A 21,159-nucleotide genomic window follows, 5' to 3' on the forward strand; every position below is an offset into this window, starting at 1 on the left:
CTTAATTGGTTAAGTAATTAATAATTGTGCTTTGCACATAGTAGCCCTTAATAGACTCTATTTGGTTCATTTGAAACTTTAGTTGCAATTCCTGAATATCCAAAACATCATTAAAATCTATCGTTCCTGTTTCGTAACTTTTGATTAAGATATCTTCTGCATCTTTAGCTTGTTTTAAGTTCTTGGTTTGAGTCTCATAACTTATTCTTGCCGAAATACGTTCATTAATCGCCTTACTTAAAAGTGTTTCCAAAGTGTTTAATCGTTCTTGTTTTTGAGCTGTTATTTCTTCCTGTTGCAACTCATTTTGCTTGGTTTGAGATTTATATTTTTTATTAAAAATTGGGATTGACAATGAAACCATAGGCATCACAATATCTTTACCGTTATCCGAGAAATTCATATCTGGTCTTTCGGAAACATTGATATAGTCCAAGCCAAACCCAATCATAGGACTGCTTTCTTTTTGGTTTAGTAATTCTGATTGTTCTATGGATTGAAATAGTTTATCATACTTTAACAATTCAGGATGCAATGCTAAATTTTTAGTAGTGACTTCAAAGTCTTCTGAAGGCATCATTAAACTCTCTACCACAGTAACAGCAACATCATTTTCTCTGTTCAAAAGGTTATTCAGATTCGTTTGTTCCGCTAAAAACTGTTGACTTAAAACATCTTTTAGTTGTTGCATTTCATTTTGACGCATTTGTAATCTCAATACATCTACAGCAGATGCTTTACCAACCTCAACAGAGGTTAGTGCTAATGTCTCATAGGTTTCCAGTAGTTTAATATTCTCGCTTAAAACCTCTTGTTTTGCTTTATTAGCGTAAAGATTATAATAGGATTGTGATACAGAAGCCATCAATTTTCGCTTTGCAATAACAATGTCTTCATATTTTGCATCAGCTAATGAACTGACATAATTTTCTCTTGATGTAATTGTACCAAACCACGGTAACATTTGTTTAGCTGATACCTTAAAGCGTTGTGCTCCTGTTCTCGTTTCTGGTTCGCTCACAAAGTAACCTACACCAAATTCGGTATTAGGAATGGTATTGACTTCATTTACTTTTTCGGAAGCTCTTTTGTATTGCAATTCAAATTTTTGAATTTCTGGACTGTTATTTAATGCTGTATCAATAAGCTTTTCTAACTCTTGACTTTGCGCAGAAAGCACGAAGCATAAAGCACAAAGAACAAAGACCGTTTTTATATTGATTTTTATGTATTTCATTTTGTTGCTCTTTTAAGTTTAACTTCGGATTTCCAGCTATATAATACTGGAACTACGAATAGGGTTATTAAGGCTATGAGCATTCCACCAAAACTTGGGATTGCCATTGGAATCATAATATCGCTTCCTCTCCCTGTAGATGTGAGTATTGGTAATAATGCTAATATGGTCGTTGCTGTTGTCATTAAACAGGGTCTGATTCGTTTTTCTCCTGCTTCAACAACTGACGCCCTAACTTCTTTTTTGTTTTCTGGTGTATTTCTATTAAAAGTTTGTGTTAAATAGGTTGCCATAACCACACCATCATCGGTTGCAATACCGAAGAGTGCAATAAAACCTACCCAAACAGCCACACTTAAATTAATTGGGTGCATCTGGAATAAATCACGCAGATTCTGCCCAGCGACATTGAAGTTTAAAAACCAATCTTGACCATAGAGCCATATCATTACAAATCCACCAGCAAACGCTACTGCAATACCTGTAAACACCATTAATGATGTACCAACAGAACGGAATTGGAAATACAGTATTAAAAAGATGATTGCCAATGCTAATGGCACAACAACAGATAAGGTTTTTTCTGCTCGTAATTGATTTTCGTAAGTTCCTGTGAATGCATAGTTGATTCCTTTTGGAACTATCAATTCACCAGAGTCTATCTTTTCTTGAATCAATGCTTGTGCGTTTTCAACCACGCTTACTTCTGCAAAACCATCTAATTTATCGAACAGTACATAACCTACTAAAAAGGTATCTTCACTTTTAATGACTTGTGGACCTTGTTCGTAACGAATGGATGCCAATTCGCTTAATGGAACAGGACTGCCTTTTTCAACTGGCATATAAATCTGTTGTAAGTCTGTTGGATTTGCTCGTAATTCTCTTGGGTATCGCACACGAACACCATATCGCTCACGACCTTCAACCGTTTGTGTTAATACCATACCACCAACTGCGACTTTTAATACCTCTTGAACATCTTGTACAGAAATACCATAACGTGCAATTTTCTCTCTATCAATATCAATTAACAAATAGGGTTTGCCTACAATACGGTCTGCAAAAACAGCTTCTTTTTTAACACCTTCAGCTTGTTTGAGTATATCTTCCAATTGAACACCAAAGGCTTCAATTTGCTTTAAGTCTTGACCTTTTACCTTAATTCCCATAGGTGCTCGCATTCCTGTTTGAAGCATTACCAATCTTGTTTCAATGGGTTGTAGTTTTGGTGCTGACGTAACACCTGGCAATTTGGTAACTCTTACAATTTCATTCCAAATATCGTCTGGTGATTCAATTTCTGGTCGCCAATTACGATAGTATTCACCATCCTCATCTTCGATTAGTTGAGACCTTTTAACTGTGCTATAAGCAACATTTTCGGAATTATTAGGATTAGAAATAAAGCGACCATCTTTCAATTCAAACAAACCATCCTCATTTACTTTATAGCGTTGTCGTTCTCCATCTGCATTCAGCATATATTCTGATTTATACTGAATGATGTTCTCATACATTGATAGAGGTGCTGGGTCTAACGCTGATTCTGTTCTACCTGCTTTACCTACAACTGTTTCAATTTCTGGAATACTGGCGACAGCCATATCTAATTGTTGTAAAACCCGTTTGTTTTCTTCCACACCAGAATGAGGCATTGAAGTTGGCATTAGTAGAAATGAGCCTTCATTTAAGGATGGCATAAACTCTTTGCCTGTGTTCTTCATGATGAAAAACCCTGCAATTACAATAGCTGTTGGAACAGATAGAAACAATAATTTATGATCTAAACACCACCTTAAAATATGTGTGTAATATTTGATGAATAATGTAAAAAGACCTAATAAACCAAAGCAAATTACACTTACAAAAATGAGATTCCAAAAGATGCTTTTATCAACGCCTAATGGTCGCCAATATTCGGCTAACAGAAATATGATTGCTGATGCTGAAATAATGATATTGACAAGATTAGCTTGTTTGTCTGATATTTTATTTTGAAGATTTAGAAGTGCTGTAATTCCAAAAGCTATCAAAATCAATCCTAACCAATACCCAAAGACTATTGCTACGATTCCTAAAGCTATTAAAACACCATTTAAAATAGTTTTAAAAGTGTTTTTAATGCTTTTCTTTCTGAATAAATAAGCAGCAAACGGTGGAATTAAAAATAAAGCGACAATAACTGATGCAGTTAACGCAAAGGTTTTTGTAAATGCCAATGGTCTAAATAATTTTCCTTCTGCACCAATCATAGTAAATACAGGAATGAAACTAATTATTGTTGTCATTACTGCGGTTACGATTGCGCCAGATACTTCTGCTGTGGCATTATAAACTACTGTATTAATGGATTGTGTTCCATCATCTTCATCTAAATGCCTTATAATGTTTTCTGAAAGAATGACACCAACATCGACCATTGTACCAATAGCAATTGCAATACCAGATAATGCGACAATGTTTGCATCTACTCCAAAGAACTTCATAGCTATAAAAACCATTAAAACAGCAACTGGTAGTAGTCCAGATATAAGTACCGATGCCCGAAGATTAAACACCATAATGATAATAACCAAAATGGTAATTAGAATTTCTAAAGTTAAGGCTTCATTGAGTGTGCCTAGTGTTTCTTGAATTAATTCTGTTCTATCATAAAATGGTACTATTGTGACTTGTGATGTTCTTCCATCTGCCAATACTTTTGAAGGTAACCCTGCACTTAATTCGTTAATTTTCTCTTTTACATTATTAATGACTTCCATTGGGTTTGCACCATAACGCGCTACTACAACACCACCGACAACTTCTGCACCTTCTTTATCTAATAAGCCACGTCTTGTTGCAGGGCCTAAAGAGACTTTTCCAATATCTTTAATTCGTATTGCTGTATAATCTTCGGAAGTAACGACAGCGTTTTCAATATCTGCGATAGATTTTACATAACCCAAGCCGCGAACTAAATATTCTGCATTATTGATTTCAATAGTTTGTGCACCAATGTCTTTATTACTTTCCTTAACTGCTTTTACAATATGATGCATACCTATATTATATTGACGCATCAATTCTGGATTAACATCTACTTGGTATTCTTGAACATAACCACCAATAGATGCTACTTCTGATACGCCATTTGCAGAGGATAGCGCATATTTTACATAGTAATCTTGAATACTACGTAATTCTTGTAAATCCCAACCACCAGTTACATTTCCGTTTTCATCACGTCCTTCAAGCGTGTACCAAAATATTTGTCCTAATCCTGTTGCATCTGGTCCCAACGCAGGATTAACACCTTCAGGTAATAAACCACTTGGTAATGAGTTTAGTTTTTCGAGAATTCGACTTCTACTCCAGTAAAATTCTATATCTTCTTCAAAAATTATATAGATACTTGAAAAGCCGAACATAGACGAACTACGAATGGTTTTTACTCCAGGAATACCTAACAAAGACGTGGTTAATGGATAGGTAATTTGGTCTTCTATATCTTGAGGTGAACGACCATCCCACTTTGTAAATACAATTTGTTGGTTTTCTCCAATATCTGGTATGGCATCTACAGCTACAGGATTACTTGGTAAAAATCCTGTATCCCAATTGAAAGGTGCATTTACTGTTCCCCATCCTACGAAAAGAACGAGAAGTAGAACTGCAACGAGTTTATTTTCTATTAAAAATTTGATGCTTTTATTTAGCATAGTATTTGATAATTAAACAATTAGACATTGGTGTTGAGAAAACACCGAATACAACAAATTGTCCACATAGCATAAAGCCATTGGATAACGCAGTCTATTGTTTAAAAATCAAATTAAATAAGTCTCGTCAATCTTGAAGATTTGCCTGACGACGAGTGGTGGTTTGTATTCTTCGTAAGAAGAAACATTATTATCTAAACCTTCAAAAAGGTTAATATAGGTATGAACAAATGAAGCTATGAATACTTGTTGCTCAAACGTAATTTTGTCAAATTGCAATTGTAGTTCGTCTTGACCTTCAAATGCTAATTGTTCATCATCACAACAGTTTTTCTTTGTAATAGCACAACCTTCTGTTGATGGTTTGTCCATTTCCATACCGCAACCTTTAGCTTTTTGGAAAATAGCCGTTTCCACTAAAGTATCTCCACAATAATGCATATTCACAGCAAATGACATAGTAGAGAATAACACTACAAAAGCCATTATAAACGACATTATTTTATGAGATATATGCTTCATAACGACTACAAAGGTATTAAATTTTTAATTAATGTCATTTTTGCTTAACAGAAGTTTAAATTACATTATTTCATACTTAAATCTATATTTTCACTTAAAATAGCTTCTAAATGTGAAGGCATTTTATAATTAGTTAGGACTTCACCAGTTTTTATATTAATCCAATCTGCTGAACTTATGTCGTATTCCCATTCATTATATTCGGTGAGTAGTTTAGCAGGCATTTGTTTTTTATCATTTTGCTTCGGTAAATTGAAACCAAATCGATCAAATATGCGCTTACCCTTCATAGCTGTGAGAATTGTATTTAAGGCTTTAATGTATATCTGAGTAGTATCTTTTTGATTCTTTCGTTTTTTTAAATCTGGTTCTGTAAATATTTTGCTTCCATATTTAATTATTTCAATGAGTCCTGATTCTAAATTATTTACTTTTTGAATATTTTGAGCAGGTCTTCTAGCAAATTTTGGTGTCCATAATTTTAGCCATTCTGAAAGTAAAACCTCAGCGATTTCTTTGTCTTTTGTGATAATATGAAAATGAGGATTGTATGTTCTTTTAATAGGATTGAAATTACATTCTAAAGACCTTATGCCTATTAGTTTTTTACCCTTTCCTCTTTGATAACGTTTACGATGTTTTTCAGTTATTCTTTGAAAACCCTGAATAAATTTCTTTATGTATAATGATAAGTTACCAGCTTTACAAGATTTTACCGTTAAGGTTAAGAAATAAGGTGTTTTCCACTCTTTCAAAACCACATGATACTTATTAATCATTTCAGCCTTTCTAATACTACAGCATAATGTACAAAATCTATTCTTACAGTATTTTCCATAAAGTCTATCATCCGCTGTAAACAAGTTTTGCTGGCAGTAATAAGTATTCCAATACGATTTTTCTAATTCTGGTTCACCTTCTTTCTGTGCAATATCAATTAGCTTTAACATCATTATTTGCGTAATGGTTTTGCGTTTTGCTCTTCCTTTTAAGGCATCTCTTTTGTTGAGGTCAGAACCTTCTCCATTGACTATGACATTGTTTTGTCCTGTTTTGTTTGTCCTACTTTCTGCTAATGTATAGATTTCTCTATCCCCAAACTTTTCTAATCCCATATTGTAATTGATTATGATCGTTTGTATTTAAGAGATTTTACTTCTTGCAAAGACTCATCAATATCACTTCGTTTTATAAGTAAAATTCTACCTACTTTTTTAGCAGTGATATAACCACGTTTTATGTAATTGTGAATAGACTGTTCTGAAACCTTAAGAAGTTCGGCGGTTTCTTTTACTGTTAGGTTTTCGGTTTTTTCTTCTTCTATTGGTTTATGTTTTATTTCCAATAAAAGAGTTTCGATGTTTGACAATCTTTCACTGATTGTCTCAAATGGGTTGCTCATAACAAATCGTTTTATAATTTGATACAAACATAATTTGGGATTGATGAGGTAACTATAATGTAACGGTTACCACTTATAGTTATCTATTCTTTGTTTTAGCTTCTTTTAATTCTAAAAGTGCAATGCTTTTAGCTTTTGAAAAATCTTTAAGCATAGTATTAGCGACAAAATCTATATGAGAAACTTTATTTTTAGCAACTCGATTTGTTCTATGATGGGCTATAAAATTGTATTCTTTTTGAAAATACTTAGTCGTAGTATTAATACTTTCTTTTCTGATTAATTCAGCTATAGCCTTCACTTTCCCTTCTGGATGATTTTCAAAATAACCAAAATCACCACTTTGTTGCAAATAATAATAGTAAAGAGCATATTGAGGAATAGAAACTTTATTTTCTGTATTAGATATCTTTATAGATTTCAGTTTGTTTTTTCTATCCTCTATAAATATCTTCTCCTTATAATATCGCAATTTACTTTCAAAAAATTCTGTCTGCAATTCTAAATAATTTTCATCTACTTTCTCTAGAACTTTGTTTTGTAGCCCTTGCTCCGTTAAACTATCCAAACTTTCATTAATAATTTTATAAGCGGTTAACGTTTCAGAACGAGAAAACATTTGGGAAAGAGACAAAAATCCAGCATTCAAAGCATACCTACTAATAAGATCCAAATCAAAATACATTTTACCTTCATTCTCTATAAACTTAAGGCAGTTGAAAAAATTTACAGTTAACTTTTGAAGATTCTCTTTATCATTATAAATAAATCTGTTTTGAAAAACTATACTTATGAATTCGTTTGAAGCAATAACATATGTTAATTGCATCTGCATAATATATTTTTGACACAATTTAAATCCTTTGTCGGTAGTCTCTCCTAAACAATATTTACATTTTGATTTCCTATCATTAGGCAACGATTTGTCCATTGCTTGTTCAAATGCTCTGTATGCTATTTTATAATTCTTTTCAGAACCTAAAAACTCAGTTAAGTAATATCTATGATTCTTCTCGTTCAGCTTTCTCTGATATTCCTTTTGTTCTGGTGAAAATTCAATAAAAGTGATTTTTTCATCCTCTTTCATATTAATCTCAAACCCAATCTCTTTTCTTGTCATTAATTTAATTGTTTTAAAGGTACATCATCCATTTTCCACACGGTTTGCATGAAATCTTTTTTCTCTTCATTATTCGGCTTATAATACTTATTAAAAACCTCCAGACTTCTATGCCCTGTATAACTCATTATTACTTTATCTGGAATCTTCTTATTCTTCATAACGGTTATAAAACTTCTTCTTGCTGTGTGCGATGATATTCTTTCATACAAAGGGTGAAATTGCTCAATAATATCTTTTCCTATCTTAATCGTCTTTTTAATCTCTTCTACGTAGCCCAAGTGCTGAAAAACTTCTTTGATATAATCATTAAATTTTTGATTAGAGATTTTTGGTAATTTGTAATCGTACTTTTTAAGCACGTATCTAGAAAAATCATTAAGAGGGACTTCTAAAGTCTTATCATTATTTTTTTCATCTCTCACTTTAATAATTCCGTTTTGAATATCCCTCTTTTGCACCTTAGAATAGTTGCTATACCTCATCCCTGTAGCACAACCAAATACGAATAAATCTCTTACCTTCTCTAATCTTTCATTTTTGCTTAAATCATATTCAAAAAGTTCCTGTACCTGTTCTAAGGTCAATGCTATCTCATCGGTTTGCTGAGGTTTTGGTGCTTTGAACTTCTGAAAGTCCGTTTTGTAAGTATGGTTATTTTCTAAAGCCCAATAAAGGAAAGTCTTAAATAAGCCTACATTTCTACGAAGTGTATTTGCTGAATGCTTTTTATTACTAACACAAAAATTTATGAATGAGTTATAAAATACTTTGTTAATTTGATTGAAGTGAATTTTATTATTTCTGTTTTGCTGAAAATCAAAAAGCAACTTCTTATTATACTCATAACGCTTAATAGTTGTTTGCGAGTTGGCATCTTCAGTATAATCATTCTTTTTATCAGTTAGAAACAACTCATAAACTTCAAAGAATTTGTTTGATATTGATTTTGTACGCTTAAATTCAACATTAAAATCATCTTTAATATCAGATATTATAATCTCTCTGTTTGCCAATTTGTAATTCTGTATCGTATCTGAAAAAAAATTAGAATAACGGTCTAATTGTCGCTTAATGACACGATGCTTATTAGCTCCATTAGTTCTTCCGTTGAGGTCGTTCGGTTGTTTATTTACAAAATCCCATTCATCTGGATGGATAGTTTCTCCTGTAGAGTAGACAAATTTACGCCCTTCGTCTTTAAAATAGGCTGAAAACAAAATAAGTGTTTCTTTATCAGCATTGGGTTCTTTAAGATTGAATGTACTTCTCATAACTTTTTATCAGTTGACAGAATCGTTGACAATAAAGTTATGATTTAATAATGTTTTAACTACAATTAGTTATAAACACTTTTCAACAATATATTGATTTTTAGCATTTTAAATTAAATATGATATATTAACAAATAAAAGGTTCAAATACCTCTTTCTCCGCAAAAGAAACCCACAATGAAAATTGTGGGTTTTGTGTTTTCTGTAGCCTATGAAGTTTACTTCAAGGAAACTCAAAACCTAACAAGCGAAGCTTAGTAAGGGTTTTTTGTTTTTAAGAAGGGTCATAGTAATTGGGAGTTCTAATCATTCAAAGCTCCTTGAATAATCCATTCTTCAATTTTTTGTATTTCAAAATTAGATAAACCATCACCAATTGGTGGCATTTGTTGACCAAAGACACCATCATCAATTATTTTATGCCAAAGTACAGAATTTTCAATACTGAAAGGTTCAATTCTTAGGTTGGGCGCATAATTAGTAGAGCTAACGTTTATCAATAAATCATAGCTCATTCCGTCTCTTAAATCCAATCCAGTAGGATGATTTTGATTATGACATTGAATACAATGATTGGTAAATATTGGTTGAATATCTGCTGAAAAACTAACTTCAAATGGCTCATCAGTTTCAATAAATATTGGCCCTTCTTCTGCGCTACATGATACTAAAATAATAATGCAGGTGACTATTGTAAAAAAATTTCTAATTGCTTCCATTTCTAAACGTTCTTTTAATATTAAACCCGATTACCAGCTTTCCTTTTGTATAGTCTAAAGGAGACGAATAGAAAAGATTTTGAGGTATAATTTGATTACTCGAGACAATAAATATTTGAAACGCATGACCTGCAGTTCCAATTTCATAACCTAGTGCAATGGGGTCTTTAAAATCATTAACTCTATTATTAAATTTTGTAGTATATTCAAAAATAATTGAGGAGGTAACACCTGTTTTGTACCGACCGCCAATAGTTGCTCCAAACAATAGATTATCATTATCTAAAGGCACTAAATTCTTATAAATAATCGTCGGACTAAAGATTGCGGAGAACTTCTCATTAATTTTTTTTGAAACTATAATTTGAGTATTGTAGGCAATCCGATGCGCAAATGTGTATTCGAAAGGGGTTACTCCATCAACAAAAAATTCATTCGGACTAACCTCTGGAAAATCTCTTGATGATATACCTGCATTAAAGTATAATGCTATTGACACTGGGACTTTCTTGATTTTTTGTCTTAGCAATTTATATTTGGCTTCAAAATCGTAAACTTTATCAATTTTAGTTCGCCCTATCCCAAATTGAAGTCGGTCAGATAAGGCAAAAGTAAAACCAAATCGAATATTAGCCGAACCATCAAATCCAAGGAACTCTTGAACAACCGAATTACCAAAATCTTTAAAATCTAATTCACCAAATCTATGCTGAATACGGAATTCAAATGCACCTTTTGGTGTAGTTTCTGTAGTCTGGTTATTTATTAAAAGTCCATAATTAAAGGCGTTAGTGATATAATCTTCACCTTCCAACATTGAATTCAGTATATCGTCGTCTTGGCCAAAACCCAAATTAAAAAACACCAGCACAAACAAAGGCACGATCATTTTATGAACTATATCACCCGTAATGAAAATCATTTTTCTTCAGTTTTTAGGGTTCTCAAATACCTAATAACTTGCCAACGCTGGGTCTTAGACAAAGCTGTATTGTAAGATGGCATTGCGTCTCTTCCTTTGGATATTTTATAAAATAATGCTCCATCGGTTTGACTCTGCACCAAATTACTTGTGTGATCTGCCGGTTTTTTTTCCAACGTTGATGCTGTAGGACCATCTCCTGTTCCCGATCTTCCATGACACGTTGCACAGATTTGGTAATAAATACGTTTACCTTTCTCTATTGATTTATTGTCATTAGCTATTGGGTTTTTTATATCATCAGCTGCCTTAGGCACAACCCATTTATCATCTTGTAGTTTATTAAAGAAGGATAATCCCAACAACAGAACCAACAACGCAATACCTATTTGTTTTAGATTTATAACTATCATGACTAATTAGATTTTTATAAATTTCTTTACTTGTTGTGAATTATCTGATATAATTCTAACGAAATAGATCCCATTATTCCAATCAATTACTGAAATCTCATTTTGCAGACTAGAAATCTTTTTATTTAACACCTGTCTCCCGGAACTATCAAAAATGTCAAGTATCGTACTATTATTTATAGAGAAGTCAGGTATTGTAAGGTTTAACTTATCTTCACTTACATTTGGAATAATCTCAAATAACTGAGTCGCACTAAAATCCTCAACGCTAAGCGTTGCTGAAGCTTCAATATTATCGATCTCAAGAATTGCTGAGATAGATTCACCTTGCCACGACGGATTTGTATTACTCAATATTCGCATAGTAGATACATCTGAAAGGGTTTGAGCAACATTTGAACCACCTGCAACTGTAGTAAAATCACTTGCTAAAATAGGAATAGTATATTGTTGCCAACTTCCTCCAGCAGGAATTGTTACCGCATTTATTGTGCATATCCGACCACCTGCACCATCAAACGCTATTCTTAAATTCAATGTATTTGTTATTGCTCTTGCATCAAATTTTATAGAAATAATTCCTGTTGAAGTATAGTTACCTGCCCATTGCTGTTCATTGAACATAACCATTTTACTGCCTTCACCTCCACCTCCTAACGATGGATCACTTAAGTAATTATCATTTGCCCCAGTTGGTCCGCCAGAGCTAATATTTACTGGTGGAACAGATGAACCTCCATCAGTCCAGTTTTCTGTGGTTCCATTTTCAAAGTCATCTATTTGTCCTAAATTGACTTGTGCCAAAGCACTGCATGTGCCTATTAAAAATAATAATGAGAGAATTGTATTTGTTTTCATGATCAATGGATATTAATTGATTATTTTGTTTTTAACGAACAGCTATTAATACCTAATAGCTTATAAATAGGGCAAAAGCTCATAACACTTGTAAGTATCAGTATAAATGCAAAACCTAGCAAGACATAGGACCAAGTACCTGAAATAATATCGGCAAAATACAGTACGCCTATCACTATTGCTAAAGCAATTCTAATCACCTTATCGGATGTTCCAACATTTGACTTCATAATCATTTGATTTTATAATTAATACTGTATAAACTTACAGTCTTAATTAATTAAAATCAGTGACTTTAGTCACAGCCTTCATTACGATAATGCCTGATTTAGATTGTTTTACTTTTTTTTCAAATTCTAATTTTTTAAGTACTCTACTAATAACTTCTCTCGATGTTCCTAGTTCATATGAAATGTCTTTATGTGACATTTTAATAATGATTGAATTTGAGACTGCTGCTTTTTTACATAAGTATCGATGTAGACGTAAATCTAAACGATCAAAAAGCACATGATTAAGTGTATCTATAAGATCATAATACCTATCTGAAAAAAGCTTTAAATACATGGTATTAAAATCAGGATACTTTTTAATCCATAGATCTACTTTATGAATTGGTAAGAATAAAATTTTGGACTTTTCCTCAGTTTTTGCAAAAAATGAACTGGGTTTATTTTTATTACTGGTTATAAAAGATAATACACAGCTTTCAGATGGCTTAATATGATATAATAAAAACTCTTTTTCACCATAAGACGTAAATACTTTAACTAATCCATCCAAAACAAAAGGTAAAGATTGTATGTATTGTCCTGCTGCAATTAACTCTGTATTTTCTGGAATGATTTTTTCAACAGAATACTTATCAATCTCATCAGCCAAAGACTCATTTAAAAAAGGAAGTGATGTGATCTTCATAATCTGTTTTTTTATAGAATCAAGCTTGAATGTTTCTTTTTAGTGACATTTGTTTCTTAAATGTTTACTTTATGTTTCATTCTTAAAATTCTAGTTTTTCTCAAAAGTCAGCATATCTGTACCACCATTTCCTCCACTAATATCAATTAATTCGATTCTAGTTGACGATGTGGATACAATATCCCAATCGTCATTGAGGTCTTCAAAATTATTGGTTTCTGGCACTGGAAAGAAGATATTGAAATCAATATCATCATCATTACTACTATCATCATTACTATTACTATCATCTGTTACAGACCAGGTTCCTGTCATTGTAGTGGAGCCATTTGTAGCTATAAGCGATCCATCTGAATTAAAAGCAAAATCATATCCAGTAAAATCTGAAGTTTCATTCTGTCCGGAGTCATTGAAGTTGGTTATTCGCCAAGTTCCAGACTCCACAGTAGTTTCAATTTGAGCGATTTGCTGACTATTATCGTTTGGGTTTCCAACGTCATCGTCGTCTGAACAGCTAAACGACATTAATGAAAAGCTTAGTAGTATCAGCATACCGAAATACAGTCCTTTTTTCATGATTTCTATAAGTTTAAGTTGTTAATATTGTTTTTAAAGTTTTTGAAGCGTTAGCGTATCGGTTCCACCGCCACCGCCACTTACATCTTGGATGACCACTTCAGTACTTGACACTGAAATTACGTCCCAATCGTCATCATTAAACTCTTCAAATGGTAAGTCTGTACCAAAATTCAAAGTCATTTGATTGCCTCCACTAAACACAGTCCAAGTACCATTATTAGTTGTAGTACCGTTTGAAGCCGAAACTGATCCATCCATATTAAAGTCTAGCTCATAGCCTGTATAATTCGCCGTTTGGTCATCGGCATCTTCCATATAAGAAGCAACAAACCAGAGGCCATCGATTAAAATTGATGACAAATCATCATTACCATTTCCACCATCAAAAGGTGTTCTTTCAAAGGTTAAGAAGTCTTCAGAACCATCACCACCACTAACATCTTTTAATCGTATAATATCGTTGGTAACTTCCAAAACATCCCAATCATCTGCCAGTTCATCTAATGGCATACTTGTTCCGAAGTTTAAATTAAGTCCGAGAGGTGTATCATCGCCAGAAGTTGTGGACCAAGAACCATTAGTCGTTCCACTCATATCTGTTGCAGTTGCCGTATTGTCTGATGCAAAATTGAATACATAGTCTACAAAATCTGTAGTTTCATCTGTATCGTCGAAGAAGTAAGTGACATACCAATCACCATTGGTTAATGCAGTAACTAAAGCCGAGTCATCAACGCCTCCATCAGTAGAGCAATCACTCTCAAAGCGCAAGCGATCGTCTCCTAATCTTAGATCGACCTCAACTTCTCCAGGTTCTTGTTCTATTTCATGTAAGTTCCATGTATCGTTAAAATCTGGTAGCCCTGTAACATTAATGATTACTGAAATATTATTACCAGAACCAGAAGCTTCCCATGTACCGTTAAATGTGTTTACTCCTTGAGTGACTAGAATTGTTCCATCATTATTAAACTCAAATACGTAGCCTACATAGTTATCTTCAAGGTCATCATCATTGCGTTCTAATTTATCAACCGTCCATCCAGAACAGTCGGCAAACACAGTATCAAGATCACTAGTCGTACAATTATCACAATCATCATCATCAAAATCGTTATCATCATCTTCATCGCAACTATTATCTGCAGTTTCGATTGCTAAAGTCAGTTCTTGAATAGTGTTTATGATTTGTGTCGTTCCGTCGAAATAAATAACAGTAAGTGGGAAACTTATGGTAACTGCTGCATACTCATCTAAGTCATCAATAAAGTCATACATATCGTTATCATTATTGATGGTGATTGAATTAATCAAATCGTTGTTTTCATCAAAAATTGAAGCTGTTATAGGATATTGAAAATCGATGCACTCAATATCATCATCATTCTCATTTTCACCAGGACAATTAGCTGTGAGCGCTGCTAATTCGGTATCTGAGTTGACTACAACAGTTGAAAAATCAGATAGTATTACTGTAATTGGATAAGAAATGACAACGGAATCTACATCGTCATCAAAAAGATCGATAATGTCTTCTATATCTTCATAACCATCATCGTCATTAATTACTAGTTCAATCCCATTAACTGTCACTGTCACTGGCAATTCAACACTTAAACAACTTGCGTTGTCAATGATATTATCATTAGAGCCGTCATTAATAGCAACATTACTCATTAAGACTGCTATTGGCGAATTAGCTTCGATAGTTTCTTCAACGGGTGGGTCAATACTTAGATCATCTTCTGTTCTACACGAAGTGATACTTAAAAAAATTCCTAAAAGTATGAATAGGATTGGTTTCAATGTTTTCATGATTATCTGTTTTTTTATTTTATACTGTCAAATGATATTAAAGGAATCTTTTTAAAATGAATTAAACTAACTGCCTTTATTCTTAAAACAACTCATTTATACAATGTCCCAAAAAAAAATTATTTATCTTTTACTGTGGAAATTTAAAGCATGATAAAAATCATAGCTTTATGAAGCTGATCTATTTAGTTTTGCTTACATCTGTATTAATACCTAAAAAAGATACCATTGTCGAAATCCCTACATCAAAATATCTGTGATAAATTCCGCTTCTCCAAGTTGTATGAGAAGTATGCTCAAAGCTTGAGTAATATCCTATATTACAAGTATGGTGATTTGCTAAACCCTGCCGACAAGGTTCAGGATGCATTTATTAAACTATGGGAGAATTGTGCAAAAGTGACTCCAGAAACTGCTAAATCCTATTTATACAAGACAGCAAACAATATGATGCTCAATGAAGTGAAGCATCAAAAAGTAGTTTTAAAATATCAGCAGATCAAACCAAAGGATTATACTAACGAATCTCCTGAATTTGTTCTGAGAAAAAAAGAATTCTTAAAACGTTATGAGGCCGTATTATCTAACTTAAAGCACGAAGAAAGAACAGCATTTTTACTCAGTAAAATAGATGGAAAAACTCATAAGGAAATAGCTGAAATTATGGGAGTAACGAAGAAAGTCACCGAGCATCGCATATATGCGGCCTTTAATAAACTAAAGGATCAATTAATTGAGCTTAGAAAAAAATAATCTTGGGACTTCTTAATATTTAGTTGTTTTAATATTAGAACATGACGTGATGGATAAAGAATACATAATTAAAAAATGGTTACAAAATGACTTATCTCCAAGTGAGAAAGTAACTTTCGATTCATTTGATGATGCTGAGCTTTATGAAGAAATCATTCAAGAAGCACAGCGATTTAAAGGTGATACTCATGCTAAAGTTGATTCATTTGAAGTATTGGACAAAAAATTAGACTCCAAGAAGAGTACTTCGATACATTGGATAAAGATTGTTTCAAGTATAGCTGCTATTCTTGTTGTTGGTTTTGCGTTATTTACATTAATTAATAAAGATCAAATAATTTCATTTAAGACTGATTTAGCTCAAAATGAAAATATAACCTTACCAGATAACTCAATTGTTAGTCTAAATGAATTATCAGAGTTAGAATACATTAGTACTGATTGGAATGAGAATAGATCATTAGATCTGCGTGGTGAAGCTTTCTTCGATGTAGAAAAAGGAAAACAGTTTGAAGTGCATACCGATTTTGGAAAAGTAACTGTATTAGGTACAGAATTTAATGTCTTATCACGTGATAGCATTTTTAAGGTGTCTTGTTATGAAGGACTTGTGCAAGTCACTTACAACAATACTGATGTTAAATTACCTGCTGGTACAGAATTTACATTAACATCAGGTAAAGGTTCTAAATCAAGTATTGTTATTGCTGAACCATATTGGTTAAAAAACATGAGTGTCTTTGAAAATGCAACATTGGAGAATGTCCTTTTAGAGTTTGAAAAGCGATACAGTATTAAAGTGAATTACCAAATAGATAAGACTTTGAATTTTACTGGTGCTTTTGAACACAACAATCTTGAAAATGCTTTAAAATCTATTACCCAACCCCTTAATTTGACCTACAGCATCCAGAACAACAACGAGGTCATTATAAGGCATGTGCAGGACTAACTCATACATACTACAGCTCATCTTTTGCTTGTCGTTATTTGCAGCGCAAGGTCAAAGTACAGCATCTAAAATTCCAATTTCTGATGTGCTAGAACAAATCACGAAAACACACGCTATTAAATTTAATTATGAGAGTAGTCTATTAAAAGATATAACTGTGGTTCCTGTATCAAATGAGTTAAGCTTATCTGCAACAATTAAGAATCTTGAAAAGCAAACACATTTAGTTTTTGAAAAGGTTAGTGATTTTGTATACACCATTACCAAAGCCATACGCTTTTGTGGTTATATAAAAGATTTCGAATTACAAGAACCACTTTCTGGAGCCACCATTAATGGTAAGTTTGCTTATGCTATAACCGATGAGAATGGGTATTTTGACATAGAGCTTAAAGCCCTGAACGAAGTATTGACCATTAGACATATTGGATTTAAGACTATTGAACGTCAAGCGAGGTTTTTTAATTTAGAGGATTGCGGAACGATTTCCATGTTAATACAACAAGAAGTTATAGCACCTGTACTCATAGAAACTTACCTTGTTAGAGGTATCGACAAAAGGCAAGATTGGACAACCTCAATTGACTATGAACGCTTTAGTCTTTTACCTGGTTTAATTGAATCTGATGTACTTCAAACCGTTCAAGCGTTGCCTAGCATTTTAAGTGTTGATGAAACGGTTTCAAACATCAATATTAGAGGCGGTTCTCATGACCAGAACCTCATTCTTTGGGATGATATTAAAATGTATCAGACTGGACATTTCTTCGGACTTATATCTAGTTTTAATCCGTTAATGACCCAAACGGCTACTGTTATCAATAACGGTACAGATGTAGCACTTACTGATGGTGTTTCGGGAACTATTCATATGCAAACCGATACACAAATTGATTCAAAATTTAATGGTGTTTTCGGACTTAATTTTTTAAATACAGAATTATTTACCAACATTCCTATAAGCCAAAAATCATCTCTTCAAATTGCGTCAAGAACATCTTTAGATGACATCATTAGAACACCAACATATGATGTCTATTTTGATAGGGTAACCCAAGATACAGAGGCCGAGAACAATGACTCCAATACTACGTCTGCTTCTAATCAAGAATTTAACTTCTATGATGCGTCATTAAGGTGGCTATACCATCCAACAAACAACGATTTTATTAGATTGAATTTTAATATTGTAAACAATGATTTGAGTTTTAATGAAACAGCAAATGTCAATGGTGCATTAAGAACGCGAAGTAGTAATGTGTCTCAAAACAGTTTTGCTATTGGTCTCAACTACAGAAGACAATGGAACGATCAACTCCAAAGCATAATAAACATCTATGAAACTGATTACAAGCTACAATCATTGAATGCCGATATATTATCTGAGCAATTGTTTTTACAAGAGAATGTTGTTTCCGAAACAAGTATTAAAGTTGATAATAGTTATGAGAAAAATGGATGGCGTTTTAATCTTGGGTATCAGTTTACAGAAACAGAAGTAATCAATTTAAACGACATTGACTTACCTAGATTTGTTAGACGTGATGAAGAAATCCTTAGAGAACATGGCGCTTTTGCTCAAGCTTGGTATCGAAATCCTACCAACAATTTTTCAGTAAGAGGAGGCATTAGAGCAAATTACCTCACTAGGTTTGAAACACTAATTGTTGAACCTAGATTAAGCATAAGGCAATCTATTGGAGAGCATATAGAAATTGAAGCTCAGGGCGAATTTAAGCATCAAAGTACCTCACAGATAGTCAATTTCCAAAATGACTTTTTAGGTATCGAAAAAAGACGTTGGCAATTAACAGATAATGATAGTATTCCAATCATTCGCAGTAAACAAGCTTCTATTGGAGTCATATATAAAAATAGTGGCTGGCTATTAGATGCTAAAGGGTATTATAAACGTGTAAATGGTATAACGACACAAAGCCAAAGTTTTACAACCAAATACGAGTTTGCGAAAGAAAAAGGGAGCTATGATGCCTATGGTTTTGAGTTTCTATTTAGGAAGACGTTCAGTAATTTTAATAGTTGGTTAAGTTATTCTTACATAAACAACACCTATACTTTCGAAGCACTTGAAGAGATTGAATTTCCTAGTAATTTTGATATTACACACTCGATAACTCTTGGGACTACGTATAGCAGCACATCTTGGAACATTTCAGCAGGAATCAATTATAGAACAGGAAACCCTACATCAATTCCTCTAAATGGGAATGAAATTATAGATGATGATGTGAACTTTGATTTAGCCAATACTGAAAGATTACAAGATTACTTAAGACTTGATGCTTCAGCGATTTATAAATTTAAAATCAGTGATAAATTCCATTCCGAAATAGGCGCTTCAATATGGAATATTTCAAATAGAGAAAATACAATTAACAATTATTATAGAGTCAATGACAATAATACTGTAGATGGATTTTCAAGATTTTCATTGGGCTTGACTACAAATGCTGTGGTACGTGTTTATTTTTAAAACATAGTTATAGAAAATTAATAGACCAAACCACTTTGATCGTTCTGGTAAGAAGCAAATTACAACCCTCTTCATTAATAATCCATGGCATGAGCAATATCATTTCCCAGATGTCACATTATAAATAGATTTGCTCTATGTAACGTTTAGTCATAGAACATGAAAGTATTAATCTATAGTGCCAAAGATTTTGAGATTCCATATTTAAAACAAGCCAATAATAAGAAGCATACATTGAGCTTTACAGAAGAGGCCTTATCATCTGAAACAGCCATGAAAGCTGTAGGCTACGATGCTATTTCAATTTTTTCGGCAGATGAAGCTTGTTTTATCACTATCGAAAAACTTAAGGATTTCGGTATAAAATATATAACACTTAGATCGGTTGGCTACGATAATGTCAACTTAAGAACTGCCAAGCGATTACATATAAAAGTCGCAAACGTACCTGCCTATTCGCCGTATGCTATTGCCGAACACGCTGTCGCGCTATTGCAAACATTAAACAGAAAGTTAATTGAATCCAATTTTAGAGTCAATCACTATAATTTTAACCTCAATGGTCTTGTTGGTTTTGATCTCAACCAAAAGACCGTCGGTATTATTGGCACAGGAAAAATTGGGGCTGTCATGAGTCGGATAATGCATGGTTTTGGTTGCATCTTATTAGGCTATGACATCGAAGAAAATGAAACATTGAAAGAACGCTATAATATGCGCTACACGACGTTAAAGGAATTATGTAATCAAGCAGATATTATCTCTTTACACCTTCCTTTAAATACCGAAACCCATCAACTCATCAATGACGATTTAATTTCTGAAATGAAAGATGGAGTTATTCTTATTAATACTGCTAGAGGTGCTATTATCAATACAGAAGATGTCATAGAAGGTCTTAAAAACAAAAAGATTGGTGCTCTAGGCATAGATGTTTATGAAAATGAAAAAAACATATTTTTTAAAAATCGCTCTCAAGAATTACCTAATGACGATCTCCTTCTGAAATTAAATGCTATGCCAAATGTGTTAATAACGGGACACCATGCCTTTTTAACCGAAGAAGCACTCACAAATATTGCAGAAACCACTATCTATAATTTAAATTGCTGGGCTTCTGGTAAAGACACCGAAAACGAATTAACTAATTAGTTTATTTTCAGTACCGACAATTGGGTAACCTATTCTGGATAGTACACGTTTTGCATTGTCGAAATCGTAATGAGTTTGAAAATCAAAAGAGGTTGTATTAGCTTCAATATTCACATCAACATCACTAATATGTTTTACCTGAGATAATGCATTAACTATGGTTCTTTTACAACCACAACTCTTCAGGTTTTCTATATGAACTGTTGCTCTCATGATACAATTTTTCGGTCCTTAAACTAGTTGAAATACTCCACTAATGAAATGATATTCATCAGTATCAATAGCTGATACAAATCATTTGACACACCGCAGCTTAACCATACAT

20 protein-coding genes are annotated in these 21,159 nt (G+C 32.9%); 4 read left to right on the forward strand and 16 right to left on the reverse strand.

The genetic code is table 11. From position 1 onward, the window contains the following. Position 1: 1 nt before the first annotated feature. From KWG70_RS10230 to KWG70_RS10300, 15 genes are all read right to left on the reverse strand, one after another. Positions 2–1,237 (reverse strand): TolC family protein, encoded by a 1,236-nt coding sequence (locus tag KWG70_RS10230; RefSeq protein ID WP_230935924.1) that lies wholly within the window; start codon positions 1,235–1,237, stop codon positions 2–4. Beyond that, complete coding sequence (locus KWG70_RS10235) at positions 1,234–4,941, reverse strand: efflux RND transporter permease subunit (RefSeq protein ID WP_230935925.1); 3,708 nt, start codon at positions 4,939–4,941, stop codon at positions 1,234–1,236. The genes KWG70_RS10230 and KWG70_RS10235 overlap by 4 nt, the downstream gene beginning before the upstream one ends. 108 nt (positions 4,942–5,049) lie before the next feature. Beyond that, positions 5,050–5,463: an HYC_CC_PP family protein gene (locus KWG70_RS10240; protein ID WP_230935926.1), complete on the reverse strand. Its 414-nt coding sequence runs from the start codon at positions 5,461–5,463 to the stop codon at positions 5,050–5,052. A gap of 65 nt (positions 5,464–5,528) precedes the next feature. Next, positions 5,529–6,578 carry a protein rep gene (locus tag KWG70_RS10245; protein ID WP_230935927.1) on the reverse strand — a complete coding sequence of 350 codons (1,050 nt, stop codon included), beginning with the start codon at positions 6,576–6,578 and terminating at the stop codon, positions 5,529–5,531. A gap of 11 nt (positions 6,579–6,589) precedes the next feature. After that, positions 6,590–6,865: a helix-turn-helix domain-containing protein gene (locus KWG70_RS10250; protein WP_230935928.1), complete on the reverse strand. Its 276-nt coding sequence runs from the start codon at positions 6,863–6,865 to the stop codon at positions 6,590–6,592. Positions 6,866–6,944: 79 nt separating this feature from the next. Then, positions 6,945–7,985, reverse strand: coding sequence for a hypothetical protein (locus KWG70_RS10255; protein ID WP_230935929.1), 1,041 nt, complete (start codon positions 7,983–7,985; stop codon positions 6,945–6,947). Further along, positions 7,985–9,259, reverse strand: coding sequence for a tyrosine-type recombinase/integrase (locus KWG70_RS10260; RefSeq protein ID WP_230935930.1), 1,275 nt, complete (start codon positions 9,257–9,259; stop codon positions 7,985–7,987). Before KWG70_RS10260 ends, KWG70_RS10255 begins: the two co-directional genes overlap by 1 nt. 302 nt (positions 9,260–9,561) lie before the next feature. Continuing rightward, a complete protein-coding gene (locus tag KWG70_RS10265) occupies positions 9,562–9,978 on the reverse strand; it encodes a c-type cytochrome (RefSeq protein WP_230935931.1) in 417 nt (138 codons plus the stop codon). Then, positions 9,965–10,900 (reverse strand): DUF5777 family beta-barrel protein, encoded by a 936-nt coding sequence (locus tag KWG70_RS10270; protein WP_230935932.1) that lies wholly within the window; start codon positions 10,898–10,900, stop codon positions 9,965–9,967. Before KWG70_RS10270 ends, KWG70_RS10265 begins: the two co-directional genes overlap by 14 nt. Next, positions 10,897–11,313: a c-type cytochrome gene (locus KWG70_RS10275; RefSeq protein WP_230935933.1), complete on the reverse strand. Its 417-nt coding sequence runs from the start codon at positions 11,311–11,313 to the stop codon at positions 10,897–10,899. Before KWG70_RS10275 ends, KWG70_RS10270 begins: the two co-directional genes overlap by 4 nt. Before the next feature lie 6 nt (positions 11,314–11,319). After that, complete coding sequence (locus tag KWG70_RS10280) at positions 11,320–12,171, reverse strand: T9SS type A sorting domain-containing protein (RefSeq protein ID WP_230935934.1); 852 nt, start codon at positions 12,169–12,171, stop codon at positions 11,320–11,322. Between the two features lie 20 nt (positions 12,172–12,191). Next, positions 12,192–12,401, reverse strand: a complete 210-nt coding sequence (locus tag KWG70_RS10285) for a YgaP family membrane protein (protein ID WP_230935935.1) — start codon at positions 12,399–12,401, stop codon at positions 12,192–12,194. A 46-nt stretch (positions 12,402–12,447) separates the two neighbouring features. Beyond that, positions 12,448–13,089: a Crp/Fnr family transcriptional regulator gene (locus KWG70_RS10290; RefSeq protein WP_230935936.1), complete on the reverse strand. Its 642-nt coding sequence runs from the start codon at positions 13,087–13,089 to the stop codon at positions 12,448–12,450. Positions 13,090–13,179: 90 nt separating this feature from the next. Next, on the reverse strand, positions 13,180–13,665 hold the full coding sequence (locus tag KWG70_RS10295; protein WP_230935937.1) for a hypothetical protein: 486 nt from the start codon (positions 13,663–13,665) through the stop codon (positions 13,180–13,182). A 33-nt stretch (positions 13,666–13,698) separates the two neighbouring features. After that, positions 13,699–15,483 (reverse strand): hypothetical protein, encoded by a 1,785-nt coding sequence (locus KWG70_RS10300; protein ID WP_230935938.1) that lies wholly within the window; start codon positions 15,481–15,483, stop codon positions 13,699–13,701. Positions 15,484–15,762: 279 nt separating this feature from the next. Between KWG70_RS10300 and KWG70_RS10305 the strand changes: the two genes are divergently transcribed. From KWG70_RS10305 to KWG70_RS10320, 4 genes are all read left to right on the forward strand, one after another. Next, positions 15,763–16,236, forward strand: a complete 474-nt coding sequence (locus KWG70_RS10305; RefSeq protein WP_317206758.1) for an RNA polymerase sigma factor — start codon at positions 15,763–15,765, stop codon at positions 16,234–16,236. Positions 16,237–16,285: 49 nt separating this feature from the next. Then, positions 16,286–17,188, forward strand: a complete 903-nt coding sequence (locus tag KWG70_RS10310; protein ID WP_230935940.1) for a FecR family protein — start codon at positions 16,286–16,288, stop codon at positions 17,186–17,188. Beyond that, a complete protein-coding gene (locus KWG70_RS10315; RefSeq protein ID WP_230935941.1) occupies positions 17,175–19,682 on the forward strand; it encodes a TonB-dependent receptor in 2,508 nt (835 codons plus the stop codon). The genes KWG70_RS10310 and KWG70_RS10315 overlap by 14 nt, the downstream gene beginning before the upstream one ends. 159 nt (positions 19,683–19,841) lie before the next feature. Beyond that, the gene (locus KWG70_RS10320; RefSeq protein ID WP_230935942.1) at positions 19,842–20,834 is read left to right on the forward strand and encodes a 2-hydroxyacid dehydrogenase; all 993 of its coding nucleotides are present in this window, start codon (positions 19,842–19,844) and stop codon (positions 20,832–20,834) included. Here KWG70_RS10320 and KWG70_RS10325 read toward each other — a convergent pair. Continuing rightward, positions 20,823–21,047, reverse strand: a complete 225-nt coding sequence (locus KWG70_RS10325; protein WP_230935943.1) for a heavy-metal-associated domain-containing protein — start codon at positions 21,045–21,047, stop codon at positions 20,823–20,825. The two genes, KWG70_RS10320 and KWG70_RS10325, sit on opposite strands and share 12 nt — an antisense overlap. Positions 21,048–21,159: the final 112 nt, after the last annotated feature.

The organism is Psychroserpens luteolus (genome assembly GCF_021032705.1).
Lineage (GTDB): Bacteria > Bacteroidota > Bacteroidia > Flavobacteriales > Flavobacteriaceae > Psychroserpens > Psychroserpens luteolus.